General features: G+C 71.8%; 19 protein-coding genes. 13 read left to right on the forward strand and 6 right to left on the reverse strand.

Annotated features, from left to right (window positions below; translation table 11 throughout):
• Nucleotides 1-1,337, forward strand: a 1,337-nt coding sequence (locus LI92_RS13260) for an asparagine synthetase B family protein (protein WP_046319573.1), incomplete at its 5' end; no start/stop codon positions are given.
• Between the two features lie 87 nt (nucleotides 1,338-1,424).
• Here the strand turns inward: LI92_RS13260 and LI92_RS13265 are convergent.
• From LI92_RS13265 to LI92_RS13275, 3 genes are all read right to left on the reverse strand, one after another.
• Nucleotides 1,425-2,399, reverse strand: coding sequence for a carbohydrate kinase family protein (locus tag LI92_RS13265; protein ID WP_046319574.1), 975 nt, complete (start codon nucleotides 2,397-2,399; stop codon nucleotides 1,425-1,427).
• Nucleotides 2,400-2,567: 168 nt separating this feature from the next.
• On the reverse strand, nucleotides 2,568-2,924 hold the full coding sequence (locus LI92_RS13270) for a HesB/IscA family protein (RefSeq protein WP_046319575.1): 357 nt from the start codon (nucleotides 2,922-2,924) through the stop codon (nucleotides 2,568-2,570).
• A gap of 97 nt (nucleotides 2,925-3,021) precedes the next feature.
• Nucleotides 3,022-4,110: a glycerate kinase family protein gene (locus LI92_RS13275; RefSeq protein ID WP_052740789.1), complete on the reverse strand. Its 1,089-nt coding sequence runs from the start codon at nucleotides 4,108-4,110 to the stop codon at nucleotides 3,022-3,024.
• 114 nt (nucleotides 4,111-4,224) lie between these two features.
• Here LI92_RS13275 and LI92_RS13280 point away from each other — a divergent pair, with 114 nt between their 5' ends.
• From LI92_RS13280 to LI92_RS23780, 4 genes are all read left to right on the forward strand, one after another.
• On the forward strand, nucleotides 4,225-4,899 hold the full coding sequence (locus tag LI92_RS13280) for a DUF3043 domain-containing protein (RefSeq protein WP_046319579.1): 675 nt from the start codon (nucleotides 4,225-4,227) through the stop codon (nucleotides 4,897-4,899).
• Nucleotides 4,900-4,923: 24 nt separating this feature from the next.
• Nucleotides 4,924-5,988 carry a nicotinate-nucleotide--dimethylbenzimidazole phosphoribosyltransferase gene (gene cobT / locus LI92_RS13285; protein WP_046319580.1) on the forward strand — a complete coding sequence of 355 codons (1,065 nt, stop codon included), beginning with the start codon at nucleotides 4,924-4,926 and terminating at the stop codon, nucleotides 5,986-5,988.
• Nucleotides 5,985-6,716 carry an adenosylcobinamide-GDP ribazoletransferase gene (locus LI92_RS13290; protein ID WP_046319582.1) on the forward strand — a complete coding sequence of 244 codons (732 nt, stop codon included), beginning with the start codon at nucleotides 5,985-5,987 and terminating at the stop codon, nucleotides 6,714-6,716. Before cobT ends, LI92_RS13290 begins: the two co-directional genes overlap by 4 nt.
• A gap of 486 nt (nucleotides 6,717-7,202) precedes the next feature.
• The gene (locus LI92_RS23780) at nucleotides 7,203-9,320 is read left to right on the forward strand and encodes a hypothetical protein (RefSeq protein WP_192830049.1); all 2,118 of its coding nucleotides are present in this window, start codon (nucleotides 7,203-7,205) and stop codon (nucleotides 9,318-9,320) included.
• On the opposite strand, the gene LI92_RS13300 is transcribed toward LI92_RS23780, so the two are convergent.
• Together LI92_RS13300 and gcvT are read right to left on the reverse strand one after the other, a co-directional pair.
• A complete protein-coding gene (locus LI92_RS13300) occupies nucleotides 9,317-10,423 on the reverse strand; it encodes a branched-chain amino acid aminotransferase (protein WP_046319583.1) in 1,107 nt (368 codons plus the stop codon). The two genes, LI92_RS23780 and LI92_RS13300, sit on opposite strands and share 4 nt — an antisense overlap.
• A 23-nt stretch (nucleotides 10,424-10,446) precedes the next feature.
• Nucleotides 10,447-11,541, reverse strand: coding sequence for a glycine cleavage system aminomethyltransferase GcvT (gene gcvT / locus LI92_RS13305; RefSeq protein ID WP_046319584.1), 1,095 nt, complete (start codon nucleotides 11,539-11,541; stop codon nucleotides 10,447-10,449).
• A gap of 28 nt (nucleotides 11,542-11,569) precedes the next feature.
• Here gcvT and LI92_RS13310 point away from each other — a divergent pair, with 28 nt between their 5' ends.
• The 7 genes from LI92_RS13310 to LI92_RS13340 all read left to right on the forward strand — a co-directional run bounded on the left by LI92_RS13310 (nucleotide 11,570) and on the right by LI92_RS13340 (nucleotide 19,665).
• A complete protein-coding gene (locus LI92_RS13310) occupies nucleotides 11,570-12,658 on the forward strand; it encodes an adenylate/guanylate cyclase domain-containing protein (RefSeq protein WP_046319586.1) in 1,089 nt (362 codons plus the stop codon).
• Nucleotides 12,659-12,669: 11 nt separating this feature from the next.
• Nucleotides 12,670-14,244 carry a leucyl aminopeptidase gene (locus tag LI92_RS13315; RefSeq protein WP_046319588.1) on the forward strand — a complete coding sequence of 525 codons (1,575 nt, stop codon included), beginning with the start codon at nucleotides 12,670-12,672 and terminating at the stop codon, nucleotides 14,242-14,244.
• 217 nt (nucleotides 14,245-14,461) lie between these two features.
• Nucleotides 14,462-16,252, forward strand: coding sequence for a 2-oxoglutarate dehydrogenase, E2 component, dihydrolipoamide succinyltransferase (gene sucB / locus LI92_RS13320; RefSeq protein WP_046319591.1), 1,791 nt, complete (start codon nucleotides 14,462-14,464; stop codon nucleotides 16,250-16,252).
• 37 nt (nucleotides 16,253-16,289) lie between these two features.
• Nucleotides 16,290-17,198: a TIGR01777 family oxidoreductase gene (locus LI92_RS13325; protein WP_046319593.1), complete on the forward strand. Its 909-nt coding sequence runs from the start codon at nucleotides 16,290-16,292 to the stop codon at nucleotides 17,196-17,198.
• A gap of 27 nt (nucleotides 17,199-17,225) precedes the next feature.
• Nucleotides 17,226-17,921, forward strand: coding sequence for a lipoyl(octanoyl) transferase LipB (lipB, locus tag LI92_RS13330; protein WP_046319595.1), 696 nt, complete (start codon nucleotides 17,226-17,228; stop codon nucleotides 17,919-17,921).
• Entirely contained in the window at nucleotides 17,918-18,868 is a 951-nt protein-coding gene (locus tag LI92_RS13335) for a lipoyl synthase (RefSeq protein WP_046319597.1), read from the forward strand. Before lipB ends, LI92_RS13335 begins: the two co-directional genes overlap by 4 nt.
• Nucleotides 18,869-18,912: 44 nt before the next feature.
• Complete coding sequence (locus LI92_RS13340) at nucleotides 18,913-19,665, forward strand: DUF4191 domain-containing protein (protein WP_046319600.1); 753 nt, start codon at nucleotides 18,913-18,915, stop codon at nucleotides 19,663-19,665.
• 9 nt (nucleotides 19,666-19,674) lie between these two features.
• Here LI92_RS13340 and LI92_RS13345 read toward each other — a convergent pair whose 3' ends face one another.
• Nucleotides 19,675-20,145, reverse strand: a complete 471-nt coding sequence (locus tag LI92_RS13345) for an RDD family protein (protein WP_046319603.1) — start codon at nucleotides 20,143-20,145, stop codon at nucleotides 19,675-19,677.
• 119 nt (nucleotides 20,146-20,264) lie between these two features.
• Here LI92_RS13345 and LI92_RS13350 point away from each other — a divergent pair.
• The coding region (locus tag LI92_RS13350; protein WP_046319605.1) for a glutamine synthetase beta-grasp domain-containing protein at nucleotides 20,265-20,561 on the forward strand (297 nt) is incomplete at its 3' end.

A 20,561-nucleotide genomic window follows, 5' to 3' on the forward strand; every position in this document is an offset into this window, starting at 1 on the left:
TGCCCGAGCCCGAGACGCTGCATCGCGGGATCCGGCGGCTGGAGTCGGGCTGCTACGCCCGTATTCGGCCCGGCGACGCGCCGCAGACCACCCGCTACTTCCGGCCGCGGTTCGACGCCACGCCGATCACCCGCGACACCGAGCAGGCGCGCTACGACGAGATCACCGCGGTGCTCGAGGACTCGGTGGCCAAGCACATGCGCGCCGACGTCACCGTGGGCGCGTTCCTGTCCGGCGGCATCGACTCGACCGCGATCGCCGCGCTGGCGATGCGGCACAACCCCAAGCTGATCACCTTCACCACCGGGTTCGAGCGAGAAGGGTTCTCCGAGATCGACGTGGCCGCGGCGTCCGCCGAGGCGATCGGCGCCCGCCACGTGGTCAAGGTGGTCAGCCCGGCCGAGTTCGTGGCCGCGCTGCCCGAGATCGTGTGGTACCTCGACGACCCGGTCGCCGACCCGGCGCTGGTGCCGCTGTACTTCATCGCCGCCGAGGCCCGCAAACACGTCAAGGTGGTGCTCTCCGGCGAGGGCGCCGACGAGTTGTTCGGCGGGTACACGATCTACCGCGAGCCGCTGTCCCTGCGCCCGTTCGACTACCTGCCCGCACCGGTGCGCCGGTCGCTGGGCCGCGCGTCGCGACCGCTGCCCGAGGGGATGCGCGGTAAGAGCCTGCTGCACCGCGGCTCGCTGACGCTCGAGGAGCGCTACTACGGCAACGCGCGCAGTTTCTCCGACGAGCAACTCCGGGCCGTATTGCCGGGCTTTCGCCCCGACTGGACCCATACCGACGTGACCGCGCCGGTGTACGCCGAATCGGTCGGCTGGGACCCGGTGGCCCGCATGCAGCACCTCGACCTGTTCACCTGGCTGCGCGGCGACATCCTGGTCAAAGCCGACAAGATGACGATGGCCAACTCCCTGGAGCTGCGGGTGCCGTTCCTGGACCCCGAGGTCTTCGCGGTGGCATCCCGGCTTCCGGTGTCGGCCAAGATCACCCGCACCACCACCAAGTACGCGCTGCGGCGGGCGCTGGAGCCGATCATTCCCGCGCATGTGCTGCACCGGCCCAAGCTGGGCTTCCCGGTGCCGTTGCGGCACTGGCTGCGGGCCGGTGAGCTGGTGGAGTGGGCGTACGCGATGGTGGACGCCACCGGCGCCGATCACCTGGTCGATGTGGCCGCGGTGCGTTCGATGCTCGACGAACACCGCACCGGCGCCGCCGATCACAGCCGCCGGTTGTGGACCGTGCTGATCTTCATGCTCTGGCACGCCATCTTCGTCGAGCACAGCGTGGTGCCCGACATCAAGGAGCCGGAATACCCGGTGCGGCTCTAGCTAGCGGCCGGCCGGGCGCCCGTTCACTCTGCGCCCACCAGGGCACCTACTCGCACTTGTGCCTGGTGAGCGCAGCGTCAACGTGGATTACTTGAGCGCGGCGTCGATCTCGGCCGCGGCGGCGTCGCCGTAGGCGTCTGCCAGCCGGCTCACCGCGGTGGCGCGGTCCCACGTCCACTCCTGGGTCCCGGTGGACTCCAGCACCAGCACCGCCACCAGCGAACCGAGCTGCGCGGACCGCTCCAGGTTCAGCCCCGCGCTGCGACCGGTCAGGAAACCGGCGCGGAAGGCGTCGCCGACGCCGGTCGGGTCGGTCTGGGACTTCTCCGGCACCACACCGACGTGCACGCGGGAGCCGTCCGGGGAGACGATGTCGACACCGTCGCCACCCAGGGTGGTCACCCGCAGGCCGACCTGCTTCATGACGTCGGCCTCGGTCCAGCCGGTCTTGGACAGCAGCAGGTCCCACTCGTAGTCGTTGGTGAACAGGTAGGTGGCGCCGTCGATGAGCTTGCGGATCTCCTCGCCGGTCAGCCGCGCCAACTGCTGCGACGGGTCGGCGGCGAACGCCAGGCCCAGCTTGCGGCACTCCTCGGTGTGCAAGAACATCGCCTCGGGGTCATTGGCCCCGACGATCACCAGCTCCGGCTTCCCGGCGGCCTCGACCAGCTCGGCCAGCGAGATGTTACGGGCCTCCGACATCGCGCCCGGGTAGAACGACGCGATCTGGGCCATGTCGACGTCGGTGGTGCACACGAACCGGGCGGTGTGCGCGGTCGTCGAGGTCAGCACGTGGTCGCAGTTGACGCCGTGCGACACCAGCCACTGCCGGTAGTCGGCGAAGTCGGCGCCCGCGGCGCCCACCAGCGCGGCGTCTCCGCCGAGCACACCGATGGCGAAGGCGATGTTGCCGGCCACGCCGCCGCGATGCACCACCAGGTCATCGACCAGGAAGCTCAGCGAGACCTTCTGCAGGTGATCGGCCAGCAGTTGTTCGGAGAACCGACCCGGAAAGCGCATCAGATGGTCGGTCGCGATCGAACCGGTCACCGCAATCGTCACTGAACTATCCCCCTCGTTTCGTCACCATGGGCCTGGATGTGGGTACCCACGGTAGCGGTCCGGTGTCACCGGCTCGCCGCCGGGCAGCTACCGGCCGCCGACGCTGAGGTTCTGACAGCCCGATTGCGGCGAGCCGCCGCACCCGGACTGCTATCGCCCGTCAGGTGCTCAGTTGAACGAGTCGCCGCACGAGCAGGAGCCGCCGGCGTTGGGGTTCTCGATGGTGAAGCCCTGCTTGTCGATCTGGTCGGCGTAGCCGATCTCCGCACCCTGCAGGTACGGCGCGCTCATCCGGTCCACAGTGAGCGTCACGCCGTTGAACTCCGCGACCAGGTCACCGTCGAGGGTGCGGTCGTCGAAGAACAGGTTGTAGCGCAGGCCCGCGCAGCCGCCCGGCTGGACCGAGATCCGCAGGGTCAGGTCGTCACGGCCCTCCTGCTCCAGCAGCGCCTTGACCTTGGCCGCGGCCTCATCGGTCAAAACGACTCCGTGAGACTCGGTGGTCGACTGATCTTGAACAGTCATTGCGTCTCCCTACTGCGATTGTCATGGGGGCGGGCCCCACCCCGACGCCCGGAGTTCAAGCCCACTTCAGCAACGATACCCTGCGCCAACGTGTTCCCTACCGACGCGGCGAGCCGGGCGGATTCTGCCCACGATCGCCGAACTGGGCTGCGGTGGCCGCACTCAGACCGATCAGCTGATTCGCCGCGTCGGCCAGCGCCAGCGGCACCGAACCGGCGTACTCGGCGATCGCCCGGGCCGTCGCCACGCCGGCGCGCCGCCACGCCGGTTCGTCCAGGGCGACCTGACCGGCCAGCACCAGCACCGGAATGGCCCGCGCTCGCGCCGCGGTCGCCAGGGCGCCGACCACCTTTCCGTTCAGCGACGACTCGTCGAGGCGCCCCTCGCCGGTCACCAGGACGTCGGTGTCGGCGAGCGCGGCCGCCAGGCCGGTGTGCCGCGCCACGATCTGCGCACCGGATTCGACGGTGCCGCTCAGCGCGAGCAGCGCCGCACCGATCCCCCCGGCCGCACCCGCACCCGGCGCCGCGCTGACCGGCCATCCGGCGGCGGCGTCCAGCTCGGGTGCCCAGGCGGCAAGCCGGCGCTCCAGGACGGCCACGGTGGCCGGGTCGGCGCCCTTCTGCGGCCCGAACACCCGGGCACAACCCCGGGGACCCAGCAGCGGGTGCTCGACGTCGCAGGCGGCGACCAGCTCGATGCCGGCCAGCCGCCGTCGACCGGCGCTCAGGCCGCCCAGTTCCTCGACCATGCCGCGACCGCCGTCGGTGCAGGCACTCCCGCCGAGCCCGACCACGACCCGCTGCGCCCCGGCGGCCAGCGCCGCGGCGACGAGCTGCCCGACTCCGCGACTGTGGGCCGCCAGCGCCGTCTGCGGCGATGCGGGTTCGCCCAGCCGGGCCAGCCCGCAAGCCTGGGCACACTCCAGGTAGGCGGTGCCGGTTTCGGCGGCCCAGACCCATTCCACGTCGAGGCGCTGCGCCAGCGGCCCGCTGACCCGCGACCGGCGCACCGTGCCCACCGTGGCGGCCAGCACCTCGACGAAGCCGGGGCCGCCGTCGGACTGCGGTGCGATCACCAGCCGGTCCTGGGGGCGGCTGCGACACCAGCCGGTCGCTATGGCGGCGGCCGCCTGCCGGGCCGTCAGACTGTCGCCGTAGCAGTCCGGTGCGATCAGGACCCGCAGCGACGTTCCACCGGCCGCGCCGCCGGGATCCGGGTGATCACCCATCAGCGCAGGCTATAAAGCCGGACGGACGGCGGCGAAGGCCGGGCGGGCCGGACAAGTAATCTGGCGGGCGTGAAAGTGCCGGGGCGCAGAAAAGACGAGGCTCAGTCCGCTGAGTCCGCGGTCTCCGCCGTCTCTCTCGACGGCGCCGGGACGGCGGACTCCGCCCGTGGCGGCGGCACCGCCCCCAAGGGCCGGCCTACCCCCAAGCGCAGCTCCGGAAAGCGGCGCGGTCCGGTGGCACCGGCTCCGATGACCGCCGCGGAGGCCCGGGCCCGGCGCAAGTCGCTGGCCGGCCCGAAGCTGAGCAAAGAGGAACGCCGGATCGCCAAGGCAGAGCGCCGGGAGCGCATGGCCGAACGGCGGGAGCGGATGCTGGCCGGCGACGAGTCGGCACTGCTGGAACGCGACCGGGGCCCGGTGCGCCGCTACGCTCGCGACATCGTCGACTCCCGCTACAACTTGCTGGGCCTGTTCATGCCGGTGGCGCTGGGGCTGATGTTCATCATGATGGCTCTGCCGCAGGTGCAGTACTACATCTCGCCGGCGATGATGCTGTTGATGCTCCTGATGGCGCTCGACGGTGTGCTGGTGGCCCGCAAGGTCGGCCGCCTGGTCGACGAAAAGTTCCCGGACAACACCGAAAGCCGTTGGCGGCTGGGGCTCTACGCCGCAGGCCGTGCGTCGACGGTGCGTCGCATGCGGGCCCCGCGCCCGCAGGTGCGGCGCGGCGAACGCCTCACCTAGAGCGCTGCCCGGCCACCGACAGCGATGGATTTCCCCCCGGTCAGCCCGCCCGATGCCGCGGCGGCGACCGCCGCCCGCGCCCGGCAGAACTCGCTGACCAAGCCACCGGGTTCGCTGGGGCGCCTGGAGGCGCTGGCGGTCTGGGTGGCGGCCTGCCAGGGGCAGTGCCCGCCGCGACAGTTCGAACGCGTCCGCATCGTGGTGTTCGCCGGCGATCACGGCGTGACGCGCGGACGGGTGTCGGCCTATCCCCCGGAGGTGACGGCACAGATGGTCGCCAACATCGACCGTGGCGGGGCGGCCGTCAACGCGCTGGCCGCCGTCGGCGGGGCCGGGGTGCGCGTGGTGGACATGGCCGTCGCGGGGCCGATCCCCGGTGACCCGGACGGGACACTGAGCGCCTACCGGGTGCGCCGCGGCAGCGGCGACATCACCTGCGAGGACGCCCTGACCCACGACGAGGTGCTTGCCGCGCTCGAGGCGGGCCGGCGGATTGCCGACGAGGAGGTCGACAGCGGGGCCGACCTGCTGATACCCGGCGACATGGGAATCGGAAACACCACCGTCGCAACGACATTGGTCGCCGCGCTGACCGGCGCCGAGCCCGCTGAGGCGGTCGGGCACGGGACCGGGATCGATGATGCCGGCTGGGCCCGCAAGACCGCGGCGGTGCGCGACGCGCTGTTCCGGTCGCGCCCGCAGCACGCGGACCCGATCGGACTGCTGCGCTGCTGCGGCGGCGCCGACTTGGCGGCGCTGGCCGGCTTCTGCGCCCAGGCAGCGGTGCGCCGCACCCCGGTGCTGCTCGACGGCCTGGCTTCCACGGCCGCTGCCCTGGTGGCCGATCGGCTGGCCCCCGGCGCCCGGGCCTGGTGGCAGGCCGGTCACCGCTCCCCCGAGCCGGCACACGCGCTGGCGTGCGCCGCACTGGGCACCGAACCGATCCTCGACCTGCAGATGCGGCTGGGCGAGGGCACCGGCGCCGCGGTTGCCCTCCCGGTGCTGCGCGCCGCGGTTTCGGCGTTGGCGTCGATGTCCACTTTCACCGAGGCGGGGGTGTCCGGACCGGCCGACGGGGCGTCCGGGTGATCCGGTCGCTGGCCGCCGCGGCGGGATTCGGCACGGCGCTGCGGCTCCCCGGGGCCATGACCGGCCCGCCGGGCCGTGGCGCGCTGACGGCGTTGCCGGTGATCGGCGCCGCGCTGGGGGCGCTGGCGGCGGGCGTGGTGTGGGCCGGCGGGCTGGCCTTCGGACCGGGCAGCCCGGTGACGGGGCTGCTGGCGGTGGCGGCGCTGCTGGCCGCCACCCGGGGCCTGCACATCGACGGGGTGGCCGACACCGCCGACGGATTGGGTTGCTACCGGCCTGCCGCGCAGGCGCTACAGGTGATGCGCGAAGGTGCGACCGGCCCGTTCGGGGTGGTTGCCGTGGTGCTGGTGATCGGATTGCAGGCGACGGCGTTCCCGCTGCTGGGCGCCGGGCAGATCGTGCTCGCGGTGTGCGCGGGCCGGGTGGCCGCCGTGCTGGCCTGCCGGCGTTCGGTGCCCGCGGCCGAGGGCAGCGTGCTCGGCGCGACGGTGGCCGGCAGCCAGCCGTTGCCGGTGGCGGCAGCCTGGGTTGCGGCGCTGATCGCGGCGGCGGTCCCCGCCGGTGCGCAGCCGTGGCATGGGCCGGTAGCCGTGACCCTGGCCCTGGGCTGTTCGATCGCCCTGGTCCGGCACTGCGTGCGCCGTTTCGGCGGGATCACCGGCGATGTGCTGGGCGCGGTCGTGGAGGGGGCCACCGCGGTAGCCGCGGTGACGATGGCCGCACTCTGACGGCTCCGGCCCAGCCTGCCGCATTTTCCGAAACTGTCCGGCCTGGCGGATTATTCTCCGATTGAGTGGTTCCCCGACCCGCTATTGCGTGTATTGTGGAACGAACGTTAACATGCACCGTTAACACAAGGGGGAGATCAGATGGGGCGTCATCACAACTACAGCAAGCGAAGCCGTGAATCACGTAAGGCGATGATCGACGGCCCCTTCGATGACTGGGATGACGCCACCTACTGGCACGAGATGGCCGAGGATCTGCCTCCGCTGGCCGATCGCGTCGGCGGCCCCCCCGACCTGCGCCGCTGACCACCCCGCGTTTTCCGCCGCGATGCCGTCGCTCGCGGCACCGGAGCGCGCCAGCGGCCACCTCGTGCGTCCGCGCTGGTGATCCAGCCCAAACTGCAGTAGTGCACTACTGCATCCGCATCCTGTGAACGACCATAGCGTCGGCGCTGATCAGACGGTCAGAATCATGAGGAGCGGATCATGGACCTTCAGCGACTTCATCGGCGGCGCACCAACCAACCCACCCTCTTCAACCACCCCCGCCGCTCCACCAGGCTGCTGGGGCTGGGCGGCACGGCCGGCGCCTTCATGGCGTTCGGCATGTGCCCACTGGCCGGCGCACCGGCCCAGGCCGATCCGTTCGATTGGATCGTCGACATAGTCGACCCGGCCTCCTGGTCGTGGCTGGCCGGGGAGAACACCGCCGGGCTCGAAACAGCAGACTGGGGCAGCTTCTTGAGCAGCTTCAGCGGCCCCGACAGCGCGCTCGGCCCGGCTGCCGCGGGCGACCCCACCCTGGCAGAGCTTTTCGAGACCTGGGTCTATGCCCCGCTGTACCAAGCCGGCCAGGACTGGCTGGCCACCCCGTCGGGCATCGCGATCAGCGGCTGGATCAATGACACCTTCGGCAACGGCCAACTGCTGATCGGCAACGGCGCCGACGGCATCGACGGCGGCACCAACGAGCAGGCCATGGGCGGCGCCGGCGGACTGTGGTTCGGCGACGGCGGCGACGGCGGCACCGCTGTCGGCGGCTGGGGCGGCGCCGGCGGCAACGCCGGATTCTTCGGCAACGGCGGCGACGGCGGCCGCGGCGGCGGATTCGGCTCCGGCAACTATCCCGGCGACGGCGGGGACGGCGGCAACGGCGGGACCTTCATGGGCCACGGTGGCGACGGCGGCGACGGCGGCGACGGCGCCAACGGCTTCAACGGCGCCTCTGGCGGCGACGGCGGCGATGCGGTGAGCTGGCTGTTCGGCAACGGCGGAACCGGCGGGCACGGCGGGGACGGCGGCAACGGCGCGGCCGGCGCAGTGGGCGGTGACGGCTGGTACGGCGGAAACGGAGGGACGACCTTCGCGCTCTTCGGTGACGGTGGCATCGGCGGAGCCGGCGGCAACGGCGGCGACGGCGGGTCCGCGGGCGCCGCCGGCAACGGCGGTGACGGCGGCTATGGCGGTCTCGGTGGCAACGGCGGCAGCGGCGGCAACGGCGGCACCACCTCCGGACACGGCGGCTCTGGCGGAGTCGGCTGGCAAGGGGGGCAAAGCGGGACCGGCCCCGATGGCAGATATTCCGGCACCGGCGGCGCCGGCGGCAACGGCGGCAATGGCGGAGACGCCTACGCCGCCGGCTACTCCGCAGGCCGCGGTAACGGGGGCGCATGGGGCGGCGCCGGTGAGTTCGGCGGCGCGGGCGGCGACGGGGGCGCAGGCGGCAACGGCAGCGGCGGTGCGATCGGTGCCGCCGGCGGCGCCGGTGGGCCATCGGGGTTCGGCACCGCAGGCACCGGCGCAGGCGGCAACGGTGGTCGCGGCGGCGCCGACAGCGGCGGCGTGGGCGGTGTGGGCGGCATCGGTGCCGCCGCCGCCTTGGGCGCCACCGCTGGTGGTGGCGGCGGCGGCGGGGGCGGCGCTGGCAGTGCTGGCGGCACCGGCGGCGCGGGCGGTACAGGCGGTGTCGGTGGCACCGGCAGCGGCCTCGACACCTTCGGCCGCATCGCCGGGGTGGGCGGCACCGGCGGGACTGGTGGCGAGGGCGGCCGCGGCATCGGAAGCGGCAGCACCGGCGGCGTCGGTGGGGCCGGTGGTTCCGGCGGGGACGGCACGGGAATCCGCACCCTTGGAGGCGGCTTCGGGAAGGGGGGTCACGGCGGGACCGGGGGCGCCGGCGGCATGGCCTTCAACGGCGGCACCGGTGGAAATGGCGGCGTCGGCGGCGCGGGCGGCGACGCCACGGCTGGAAGTACCACCGTGCTCGGGCAAGGCGCCCACGGCGGCGGTGGCGGGACCGGCGGCGTCGGCGGCACCGCTGACGGCTTGGTCGACGCGGGAGCCGACGGCTACAACGATGTCACCGGCGGTGTGGGTGGCGACGGCGGCGCCGGCGGCAATGCGACCACCGCGGTCCAGGGCACCGCCACGGGCGGCTGGGGGGGAACCGGCGGGGCCGGCGGTGTCGCTCATCCGGGCGCCAGCGGAGCCGGCGGTGTGGGCGGTGCCGGCGGCAGCACCACCGACGGCGCCGGTGCCTCAGGCGGTAATGGTGGTCTGGGCGGCGCCGACGGAACGCCCGGCTCACCGGGCGTTCCGGGTTAGTCCAGCCGGGCCATCCACCCGTGGGTGTCGGCGAAGGTGCCGCGCTGGATTCCGGTCAGGGTGTCGCGCAACGCCATGGTGACCTCACCGGGCTGACCGTCGGCGATGGTGAACTCGCCGTCCGCGGACTTGACGTGCGACACGGGCGTGATGACCGCGGCCGTCCCGCAGGCGAACACCTCGGTGATCTCCCCCGATGCGGCCTTCTTCTGCCATTCGCTGACGTCGATCTTGCGCTCTTCGACGCTGAAGCCGGCATCGGTGGCCAACTGCAGCAAGGAGTCCCGGGTGATGCCGGGCAGCAGCGAGCCGGACAGCTCGGGCGTCACCAGCCGCGCCGAGCCACCGGTGCCGAACACGAAGAACAGGTTCATGCCACCCATCTCTTCGACGTAGCGCCGCTCGGCGGCATCGAGCCACACCACCTGGTCGCAGCCATGTTCGGCGGCCTGGGCCTGGGCGACCAGCGACGCCGCATAGTTGCCCCCGAACTTCGCGGCGCCGGTCCCGCCCGGGCAGGCCCGCACGTACTCGGTGGACAACCACACGCTGACCGGCTTGATCCCGCCCTTGAAATACGCCCCGGCCGGCGAGGCCATCACCAGGCAGCGGTACTCGTTTGACGGGCGCACTCCCAGCCCGGGCTCGGTGGCGAAGACGAACGGGCGCAGGTACAGCGACTCCTCACCGCCGGCAGCCGGCACCCAGGCCGCGTCCACCGCGATCAGCTGCCGCAGCGACTCGATGAACAGCTCGTCGGGCAGCTCCGGGATGGCCAGCCGCCGCGACGACGCCCGCATCCGGGCGGCGTTGGCCTCGGGCCGGAACGAGACGATCGATCCGTCGGTCCACCGGTAGGCCTTGAGCCCTTCGAACACTTCCTGTGCGTAGTGCAAAACGATGGCCGACGGGTCCAATTCGATGGGTCCGTAGGGAATGACCCGCGCATTGTGCCAACCTGCGTCCGCGGTGTAGTCGATCGACACCATGTGATCGGTGTGGTACTTGCCGAAACCCGGCTCAGTCAAAATGGATTCGCGCACCTCGTCGGGCGTCGGGTTGGTGGTGACCGACACGTGGAAGTCGAGGAGGCTGCTCGTCATGCAGCGATTGTATAACCGGTGCGCTAGCGGGTTTTTGCTGTGACGAACGGCGGGGTCACCACCTCGCACTCGACCGCACGGCCCCGCACGTCGACGGCGAGCTGCGCGCCGTCCGCCACGCCCGCGTCGACGTCGATCAGCGCCAGCGCGATACCGGTCTTGAGCGTCGGCGAGAACGTGCCCGAGGTGGTGACCCCCACCCGGCGGTCACCGTCGAGCACCGCCAAGTCGGCACGCAACACCCCGCGGCCGGTGGCGCGCAGCCCCCGCAACAGCCGCGTGGGACCGGCCGCCTTCTCGGCCAGCAGCGCGTCGCGGCCCAGGAAGGATTCCTTCTTCCAGCCGATCGCCCAGCCGCAGCGGGCCTGCAGCGGAGAAATGGTCGGCGACAGTTCGTGACCGTGCAGCGGGTAACCCATCTCGGTGCGCAGCGTGTCGCGGGCGCCCAGGCCCGCAAGCTCACCGCCGGCCTCCGCCACGGCGGCCACCAGCGCGTCGAACACCACCTCCGCGGAATCCCACTCCGGCAGCAGCTCGAAGCCGTGTTCGCCGGTGTAGCCCGACCGGCACACCCGGACTGCCACCCCGGCGAAGTCCGCGTCGGCGAACGCCATGTAGTCCATCTCGGTGGGCAGCCCGAGCCCGGCCACCACCTCGGCCGATCGCGGGCCCTGCACCGCCAGCACCGCCCGCGAGCGGTGCTCGTCGGTGATCGTCACCCCGGCCGGCGCCACCTCCTGCAGAACCGAGACCACCGCCGCGGTGTTGGCGGCGTTGGGCACCAGGAAGATCTCGTCGTCGGCGACGTAGTAGGCGATCAGGTCATCGATGACGCCGCCGGATTCGTTGCAGCACAACGTGTATTGCGCCTGCCCCGGGGAGATCCGGCCGAGGTCGTTGGTCAGCGTGGCGTTGACGAACGCGGCCGCTCCCGCACCCCGCACGGTCGCCTTACCGAGGTGACTGACATCGAACAGGCCCACGGTGTTGCGGGTCGCGTTGTGCTCGGCGACGGTACCGGCGTAGGACACCGGCATCAGCCAGCCGCCGAACTCGGCGAAGCTGGCGCCCAGGGCGCGGTGCCGGTCTTCCAGGGGTCCGTGTTGCAGTTCGCTCACGACGAACCAGCCTAGTGGGCACACTTAAATGGTGGATTGGGATGCGCTCGAAGCCGCCGGCATCGCCGATGCCAGGGCCCGCGCCGGCCTCATCGAATACCTCGACGGTCTGGGGTTCACCGCCGAGGAGATGGTGGCGGCCGAGCGCCAGGGCAGGCTGTTCGGCCTGGCCGGCGACGCCGTGGGCCGCTCGGGTCCCCCGATCCACACCCTGCGGACGGCCGCCGAGGCCCTCGACGTGCCGGTGGACGAGGTGGCCCAGGCCTGGCGGATGCTCGGGCTCACCGTCCCCAGCCCGGACACCGCCGCGCTGAGCCAGGCCGACGTCGACGCCCTGGCCACCTGGCGCCAGATGCGGTCCTTTCTCGGCGAGCCCGTGGACGGCTTCCTGCGGGTGTTGGGGGCCACGATGGCGCGGCTGGCCGAGGCCGAGTCGTCGATGATCCGGCTCAGCGAACCCGACATGTGGCTCGGTCACACCCGCGACGAGCTGCGCACCGCCCGGGCCTGGCGCTCGGTCGCGGAGTACATCCCGCGCATCGGCGCCATGATCGACGCCGTGCACCGCCAGCACCAGGTCACCCTTCGCACCTTCCTGGAGGGCCTGTCCGGCGGGCCGACGATGGGCCTGATGTGCGGCGTGGGGTTCGCCGACCTGACCGGCTTCACCGCCCTGACCAGGGTGCTCAGCTCCACCGACCTGGCCGAGCTGCTGACCGATTTCACCGCCACCGTCGCCGACGTGGTGCACCGCGACGGCGGACGGGTGGTCAAGTTCATCGGCGACGCGGTGATGTGGGTGAGCGCGACCGGGGAACTGCTGGCCAGAGCGGCGATCGACCTGGTCAACCACCCGAGGGCCCGCGCGGCCGGCCTGCAGGTGCGCGCCGGCTTGGGCTACGGCGAGATCATCTCGCTCAACGGCGACTACTTCGGCACTCCGGTCAATCTGGCCGCTCGCCTGGTGGACGTCGCCGCACCCGGACAGGTACTCGCCTCGTCCTGCGTGCGCGCCGAACTCCCGAACTGGCCGGCGACAGTTCAGGATCCCCTGACACTCAAAGGATTCGACGAACCCGTCCCGGCATACCAGCTGCACCCGCACGCCGATCGTTAGGGTGAGTGCTTGTGAGCACCGAACACCACTCCCCTGCCCCCACCGTCACCGTCGCCGACTCACTGCCCGCCGACGCCGACCAGGCGGTGTTGATCGTGCCGGTGGTCTCGGCCGGCGACGAATCCGAGCCGGGCGAACAGTCCGGTGAGCGCGGCGCCGTCGTCGCCGCCACCGAGCCCGCGCTGCCCGCCGAGGCGGTCGCCGAGATCGAGGCCGCGCTGAGCGCCCTGGGCGCCAAGGGCGGCAGCGAGCAGGTCAACCGGCTGGTCGTGACGTCGCTTCCGGTGGCCAGCGTGCTGACCGTGGGCCTGGGCAAGGCCCGGGAATCCTGGCCGGCCGACGTGGTGCGCCGCGCCGCCGGAACCGCGGCCCGCTCGCTGAACGGCACGACCGCGGCGATCAGCGCGCTGAGCGGGTTGCCCGGCCAGGGCGAGGACGACCTGGTGGCCGCCGGCGTCGAGGGAATACTGCTGGGGGCCTACCGGTTCACCGCGTTCCGCAGCGACAAGACGGCCCCGAAGGATCCCGGCCTGCAGAGCCTCACGGTGCTGACGTCGGCGGCCGGGGCCGAAGCGAGCGCCGCCCGGGGAGCCGACATCGCCGCGGCGGTCACCACCGCCCGCGATCTGGTCAACACCCCGCCGAGCCACCTGTATCCGGCCGAGTTCGCCGAGCGCGCCCGGGCGCTGGGCGAGGCCGCCGGGCTGGAGGTCGAGGTGCTCGACGAGGCGGCGCTGGCCGACGCCGGATTCGGCGGCGTGATCGGGGTGGGCCAGGGTTCGGCACGCCCGCCGCGACTGGTGCGGTTGATTCACCGCGGATCGCGCCTGGCGGCCGATCCGGACGGCGCCAAGAAGGTGGCGCTGGTCGGCAAGGGCATCACGTTCGACACCGGCGGTATCTCGATCAAGCCGGCCGCCTCGATGCACCACATGACCTCCGACATGGGCGGGGCGGCCGCCGTGATCGCCACGGTGGTGCTGGCCGCCCGCCGCGGCCTTCCGCTCGATGTGACGGCAACGGTGCCGATGGCCGAGAACATGCCGTCGTCGACCGCCCAGCGCCCGGGCGACGTGCTGACCCAGTACGGCGGCACCACCGTCGAGGTGCTCAACACCGACGCCGAGGGCCGCCTGATCCTGGCCGATGCGATCGTCCGGGCGTGCGAGGACGACCCGGACTATCTCATCGAGACCTCGACGCTGACCGGCGCGCAGACGGTGGCGCTCGGCGCGCGTATCCCCGGGGTGATGGGCTCGGAGGATTTCCGCGACCGGGTGGCGGCGATCTCGCAGGCCGTCGGCGAGAACGGTTGGCCGATGCCGCTGCCGGATGAACTCAAGGACGACCTGAAGTCGACGGTGGCCGACTTGGCCAACGTCAGCGGCCAGCGTTTCGCGGGCATGCTGGTGGCCGGGGTGTACCTGCGTGAGTTCGTGGCCGACGGTGTCGAGTGGGTGCACATCGACGTCGCCGGGCCGGCGTACAACTCCGGCGGCCCGTGGGGGTACACCGGAAAGGGCGGCACCGGGGTGCCGACGCGCACCATGTTCGCGGTGCTGGAAGACATCGCCGCGAACGGCTGACGGCGGCCGAGCCCGCCAGACGGGCTTGGGGCGCAGCGCTCGCCGTGCCGTAGCGCACGGCGGCGCACGGCGTTGCACCGCCACCTCGGTGCGTGCGGGCAAGGCCCGCAATGACAGGATGGTTTCGACAGTCCACCTGGGCACCGCCCTCGCCCCGCCACTCTGTGGTATCCAGAGGACGACGTGCAGCGATCGATCGAGCAAGGAGTCAACAACGATGGCCTTCTCAGTCCAGATGCCCGCCCTCGGTGAGAGCGTCACGGAAGGGACGGTGACCCGCTGGCTCAAGCAGGAAGGCGACACCGTCGAGGTCGACGAGGCGCTGCTGGAAGTCTCCACCGACAAGGTCGACACCGAGATCCCGTCGCCGGCATCGGGTGTGCTGACCAAGATCATCGCCGGTGAGGACACCACGGTCGAGGTCGGCGGCGAGCTGGCGGTGATCAGCGAGGCCGGTGAGAACACCTCGGCGCCGGCTGAACCGGAGGCTCAGGCGCCGGCTCCCGCCGCCGAAGCACCGGCCCCCGCCGCCGAGGAGCCGACGCCGGCTGCCGAAGCACCGGCCGCACCCGCGCCCGCCGCACCCGCTGCCCAGGAGGCCCCCGCCGGAGACGGCACCCCGGTGCTGATGCCGGAGTTGGGCGAGTCGGTCACCGAGGGCACCGTGACGCGCTGGCTCAAGCAGGTGGGTGACAGCGTCGAGATCGACGAGCCGCTGGTGGAGGTCTCCACCGACAAGGTCGACACCGAGATCCCGTCGCCGGTGGCCGGAACCCTGCTGTCGATCACCGCGGGCGAGGACACCACCGTCGAGGTCGGCGGAGAGCTGGCCCGCATCGGTTCGGGCAGCCCGGCTGCCGCACCCGCGCCCACGCCCGAGCCGGCGGCCCCCGCACCTGCGACCCCCGAACCCCAGGCCCAGCCGGAGCCCCAGCCCGAGCCCGCACCGGCACCTGCGCCCCAGGCCAAGCCCGAGCCGGCGCCCGCACCTGCGCCGCAGGCCAAGCCCGAACCCGCACCGGCGCAGCCCGCTGCCGCACCGGCCCAGGACGGCGAGGCCGCGCGCTACGTGACCCCGCTGGTGCGCAAGCTCGCCGCGGACAACAACGTGGACCTGAGCCTGGTCACCGGCACCGGGGTCGGCGGGCGCATCCGCAAGCAGGACGTGCTGGCCTTCGCCGAGCAGCAGGCCCAGCAGCGCAGGGAACCGGCCGCTGCGTCGGCACCGGCGGCACCGGCCGCCTCGCGCCCGGCAGCGGCGGCCCCCGCCTCCGCGCTGGCGCACCTGCGTGGCACCACCGCCAAGGCCAACCGGATTCGCCAGATCACCGCCAAGAAGACCCGGGAATCGCTGCAGGCCACCGCCCAGCTCACCCAGACCCACGAGGTCGACATGACCAAGATCGTGGCGTTGCGGGCCCGGGCCAAGGCCGACTTCGCCGAGCGCGAGGGCGTGAACCTGACCTACCTGCCGTTCATCGCCCGGGCGGTGATCGACGCCCTCAAGGCCCACCCGAACGTCAACGCCAGCTACAACGAGGACGCCGGCGAGATCACCTACTACGACGCCGAGCACCTGGGCTTCGCGGTGGACACCGAGCAGGGACTGCTGTCCCCGGTGGTGCACAACGCCGGTGACCTTTCGCTGGCCGGACTGGCGCGGGCCATCGCCGACATCGCCGCGCGGGCCCGCTCCGGGAACCTCAAGCCCGACGAGTTGTCCGGGGGCACCTTCACGATCACCAACATCGGCAGCCAGGGCGCGCTGTTCGACACCCCGATCCTGGTGCCGCCGCAGGCCGCCATGCTGGGAACCGGTGCCATCGTCAAGCGGCCCAGGGTCATCGTCGACGACGCCGGCAACGAATCGATCGGGGTGCGCTCGGTCTGCTACCTGCCGCTGACCTATGACCACCGCCTGATCGACGGCGCCGACGCGGGCCGGTTCGTCACCACGATCAAAAACCGGCTCGAAGAAGCGGCTTTCGAGGCGGACCTGGGTCTCTGACGGCCCGAGGCGAGAAGCGCTGCAAAAGGATTGAGCTGTGGGTAACCCTGTCGTCGCGATCGCCGGGTCATCCGGACTGATCGGCTCGGCGCTGGTCTCGGCGTTGCGCGCCGAGGGTCATCAGGTGCTGCGGATCGTGCGGCGCGCCCCGGCCGGCGCCGGTGAGCTGCAGTGGGATCCGGCCGCCGGCGACATCGATGTCGGTGCGCTCGCCGGCGTCGACGCCGTGGTCAACCTCTGCGGCGTGGGCGTGGGCGACCGGCGCTGGTCGGGTGCGTTCAAGCAGAGCCTGCGCGACAGCCGGATCGCCCCCACCGAGGTGCTGTCGGCAGCGGCCGCCGAGGCCGGCATCCCGGTGCTGGTCAATGCCAGCGGCGTCGGCTACTACGGCGACACCGGCAGCCGAACCGTAGACGAATCCGCACCGGGGGGAACGGATTTCCTGGCCCAGCTCGCCCAAGACTGGGAGGCGGCGACCGCGACCGCACAGCAGTCCGGGGTTCGCGTGGTGCTGGCTCGTACGGGCATCGTGCTCTCGCCCGCGGGCGGCGTGGTGGGGCGCCTGCAGCCGTTGTTCTCCTGGGGACTGGGCGCCCGGATCGGCAACGGCCGGCAGTACATGTCGTGGATCAGCATGGTCGACGAAGTGCGCGCACTGCTGTTCGCGATTGCCCACGACACGGTGTCCGGCCCGGTGAATCTGACCGGTCCGGCCCCGGTGACCAACACCGAGTTCACCGCCGCGCTGGGGCGGGCAGTGGGCCGCCGCGCCCCGATGCTGCTGCCCGGTTTCGCGGTGCGGGCCGGCCTCGGCGAGTTCGCCGAAAGCCTGCTCACCGGGCAGCGGGCGATCCCGGCCGTGCTGGAACAGGCGGGTTTCCGTTTCGAGCACCCCACCGTCGGCGAGGCCCTGGCCTACGCCACTTCCCGGCCGACCCCGCTGTAGCGGCAGCGCGGCGGGTAGCCTGCGAGCATGGTGTCCATCCGGTCCAGCGCCGAGCCGATCGAGGTGCGCCAGCTGGGCACCCTGGACTACAGCGCCGCCTGGCAACTGCAACGCGACCTGGCCGAGGCCCGGGCGGCCGGGGGGCCGGACACACTGCTGCTGCTGGAGCATCCCCCCGTCTATACCGCCGGTCGCCGCACCGAACCGCAGGAACGCCCGGTGGACGGCACCCCGGTGGTCGACACCGACCGGGGCGGAAAGATCACCTGGCACGGCCCGGGCCAGCTGGTCGGCTACCCGGTGATCGGCCTGGCCGAGCCGCTGGACGTGGTGAATTACGTTCGGCGTCTTGAAGAATCACTCATCGAGGTGTGTAACAACCTGGGCCTGAACACAACTCGGGTGCAGGGAAGGTCCGGGGTGTGGCTGCCCGCCGGGAGCGGCCGGCCGGCCCGCAAGATCGCCGCGATAGGCGTGCGGGTGGCCCGCGCCACCACGCTGCACGGATTCGCGATCAATTGTGACTGCGATCTCAGTGCGTTCGGCTCGATCGTGCCGTGCGGGATCACCGACGCCGGAGTGACTTCGCTGTCGGCGGAGTTGGGTTGTGACATCGGCGTCGAGGATGTGCGGCAGGCGGTGGCAGGAACAGTCGTCGACGCTCTCGACGGTGTCCTGCCGGTGCGCGACCATTCGGCTCCGCGCGTAACATCGACCACGTGAGCGCCGTCGGAGAAGGCCGTAGGTTAAGCCGTGCCGAAGCACGCAACGCCGAGACGCCGATCGAACGCAAGCCCGCGTGGATCAAAACCCGTGCGCGAATGGGGCCTAACTACACCGACCTGAAGGTCTTGGTGAAGAAGGACAAACTGCACACGGTCTGCGAGGAAGCCGGCTGCCCCAACATCTACGAGTGCTGGGAGGACCGCGAGGCCACCTTCCTGATCGGCGGCGAGGTCTGCACCCGGAACTGCTCGTTCTGCCTCATCAAATCCGGCAAGCCGCCCGAGCTGGACCGCGACGAGCCGCGCCGGGTCGCCGAGAGCGTGCAGTCGATGGGGTTGCGGTATTCGACGGTCACCGGTGTCGCCCGTGACGATCTGCCCGATCAGGGCTCCTGGCTGTATGCCGAGACGGTGCGCGCCATCAAGGCACTGAACCCGTCGACGGGTGTGGAGCTGTTGATCCCCGATTTCGGCGGACGGCCCGAGTTGCTCGGTGAGGTGTTCGACTCCCGTCCCGAAGTGCTGGCACACAACGTCGAAACCGTGCCGCGCATCTTCAAGTTGATCCGGCCGGGATTCTCCTACGAGCGCAGCCTGAACGTGTTGACGCAGGCCCGCGACGCCGGCCTGGTGGCCAAGAGCAACCTCATCCTCGGCATGGGCGAGACCCCCGAAGAGATCCGGGCGGCACTGTCGGACCTGTACGAGGCGGGCGCCGAGCTGGTCACCATCACCCAGTACCTGCGCCCCACCGCTCGGCATCATCCGATCGAGCGCTGGGTCAAGCCCGAGGAGTTCGTCGAGCACGCCCGCTACGCCGAGCAGCTGGGCTTTGCCGGGGTGATGTCCGGCCCGCTGGTGCGCTCGTCGTATCGCGCCGGGCGGCTCTACCAGCAGGCGCTGGAGAATCGGGCGAACAGCGGCCGGTGCACCTCGGCCGGCTGACGGCCCCGGGGGGCGGCGGGCCCGGCTGCGTATCCTTGGTAGCTATGCCCAGACCGCGCAACACCGCCGAGAACAAGGCTGCCCGGGCGGAGGCGAAAGCCGCCCGCAAGAACGCCAGCAGGCAGCGCCGTGCCCAGCTGTGGCAGGCGTTCCAGCTCCAGCGCAAAGAGGACAAGCGGCTGGTGCCCTACATGGCCGGCGCCTTCGTGCTGGTCGTCGGGGTGACAACCGCGCTGGCGCTCAACGGCGGCACCTTCGCCAAGGTGACGACCATTCCGCTGGGCCTGGTGCTGGGCGCCCTGGTCGCCTTCGTGATCTTCGGTCGGCGCGCGCAACGGTCGGTTTACCGCAAGGCCGAGGGGCAGGCCGGGGCGGCGGCGTGGGCGCTGGAGAACCTACGCGGCAAATGGCGCGTCACCCCCGGCGTGGCCGCCACCGGCCAGCTCGACGCCGTGCATCGGGTGATCGGGCGCCCGGGCGTCATCTTCGTCGCCGAAGGTTCCCCCAGCCGGCTCAAGCCACTGCTCGCCCAGGAGAAGAAGCGCACCGCCCGGCTGGTCGGCGACGTGCCGATCTACGACGTGGTGGTGGGCAACGGCGAGGGCGAGGTGCCGCTGGCCAAGCTGGAGCGGTTCCTGACCAAGTTGCCGGCCAACATCTCGACCAAGCAGATGGACTCGCTGGAGTCGCGGCTGGCCGCGCTCAGTTCGCGCAGCGGGCCCGCGGCCATGCCCAAGGGACCGCTGCCCGGCGGCGCGAAGGTGCGCGGCGTTTCGCGTGCGGTGCGCCGGCGCTAGCCTCAGCGTTCAGCGGCTGCGCACCACCGCGGTCGAGGTGGCCCGGTCCTGCAGCCCGCGCCCGTCGGCGTCGGTGAACAGCGCCGGAACCACCAGGGCGATCAGCAGTCCGCGCACCGCTGCCCGGCCCAACCCGATGCCCAGGCCGGGCCCGTCCACCGGGACCACCCGTAACCCGCAGGCGTACTGCCCCGGGGTGAATCCGAACAGCCGCACGGCGGCCACGCCGAGCACCAGCCAGATCCCGAGCACCACCGTCGCCAGATACTCCGGGGTCACCACACCTGCTGCCACGCCCAGACCGGCCAGCCCATAGCCGACCAGCCAGTCGAGGGCCAGCGCCGCCAGGCGCCGCCCCGTCGGAGCCAGCGAGCCGGGGCCGCTGGGGGGCAGGCCCAGGCGCTGGCCGGGGGCGGTGTCGGGGCCGCCGGAAGCGGCCGACTCCGGCCCCGACAACCACGAGGAGAACGTGCGGCTCATGGCCCCTACGATAGGCGGACCGTAACGGCGACCCGGCGTCGGCGGGGCAACCCGAGGTTGCGTAACGTCAGCGCCGGAAACCCCGGCTGCGGGGGCTACCAGCGGAGGAGAACAGTTCTGTGACCGACAAGACGGCCGACGACATTCTCAAGCTCGTCGCCGACGAGAACGTGGAGTACGTCGACATCCGGTTCTGCGACCTGCCCGGTCAGATGCAGCATCTGACCATCCCGGCCGCCGCGCTGGATGCGAGCGTCTTCGAGGATGGGCTGGCCTTCGACGGGTCCTCGATCCGTGGATTCCAGTCCATCCACGAATCGGACATGATGCTGCTGCCCGACTACGAGACCGCCCGCATCGACCCGTTCCGGGCCGCCAAGACGCTGAACCTGAACTTCTTCGTCCATGACCCGTTC

This window comes from Mycobacterium sp. UM_Kg1, from assembly GCF_000972925.1.
GTDB lineage: Bacteria > Actinomycetota > Actinomycetes > Mycobacteriales > Mycobacteriaceae > Mycobacterium > Mycobacterium hiberniae.

Bases quoted from the DNA above. Each gene is read 5' to 3' on its own strand.
- LI92_RS13270 (WP_046319575.1), bottom strand. From the start codon at position 2,924: ATGACTGTTCAAGATCAGTCGACCACCGAGTCTCACGGAGTCGTTTTG.
- cobT (WP_046319580.1), top strand. From the start codon at position 4,924: ATGGATTTCCCCCCGGTCAGCCCGCCCGATGCCGCGGCGGCGACCGCC.
- LI92_RS23780 (WP_192830049.1), top strand. From the start codon at position 7,203: ATGGACCTTCAGCGACTTCATCGGCGGCGCACCAACCAACCCACCCTC.
- LI92_RS13300 (WP_046319583.1), bottom strand. From the start codon at position 10,423: ATGACGAGCAGCCTCCTCGACTTCCACGTGTCGGTCACCACCAACCCG.
- LI92_RS13310 (WP_046319586.1), top strand. From the start codon at position 11,570: ATGGTGGATTGGGATGCGCTCGAAGCCGCCGGCATCGCCGATGCCAGG.
- sucB (WP_046319591.1), top strand. From the start codon at position 14,462: ATGGCCTTCTCAGTCCAGATGCCCGCCCTCGGTGAGAGCGTCACGGAA.
- lipB (WP_046319595.1), top strand. From the start codon at position 17,226: ATGGTGTCCATCCGGTCCAGCGCCGAGCCGATCGAGGTGCGCCAGCTG.
- LI92_RS13340 (WP_046319600.1), top strand. From the start codon at position 18,913: ATGCCCAGACCGCGCAACACCGCCGAGAACAAGGCTGCCCGGGCGGAG.
- LI92_RS13345 (WP_046319603.1), bottom strand. From the start codon at position 20,145: ATGAGCCGCACGTTCTCCTCGTGGTTGTCGGGGCCGGAGTCGGCCGCT.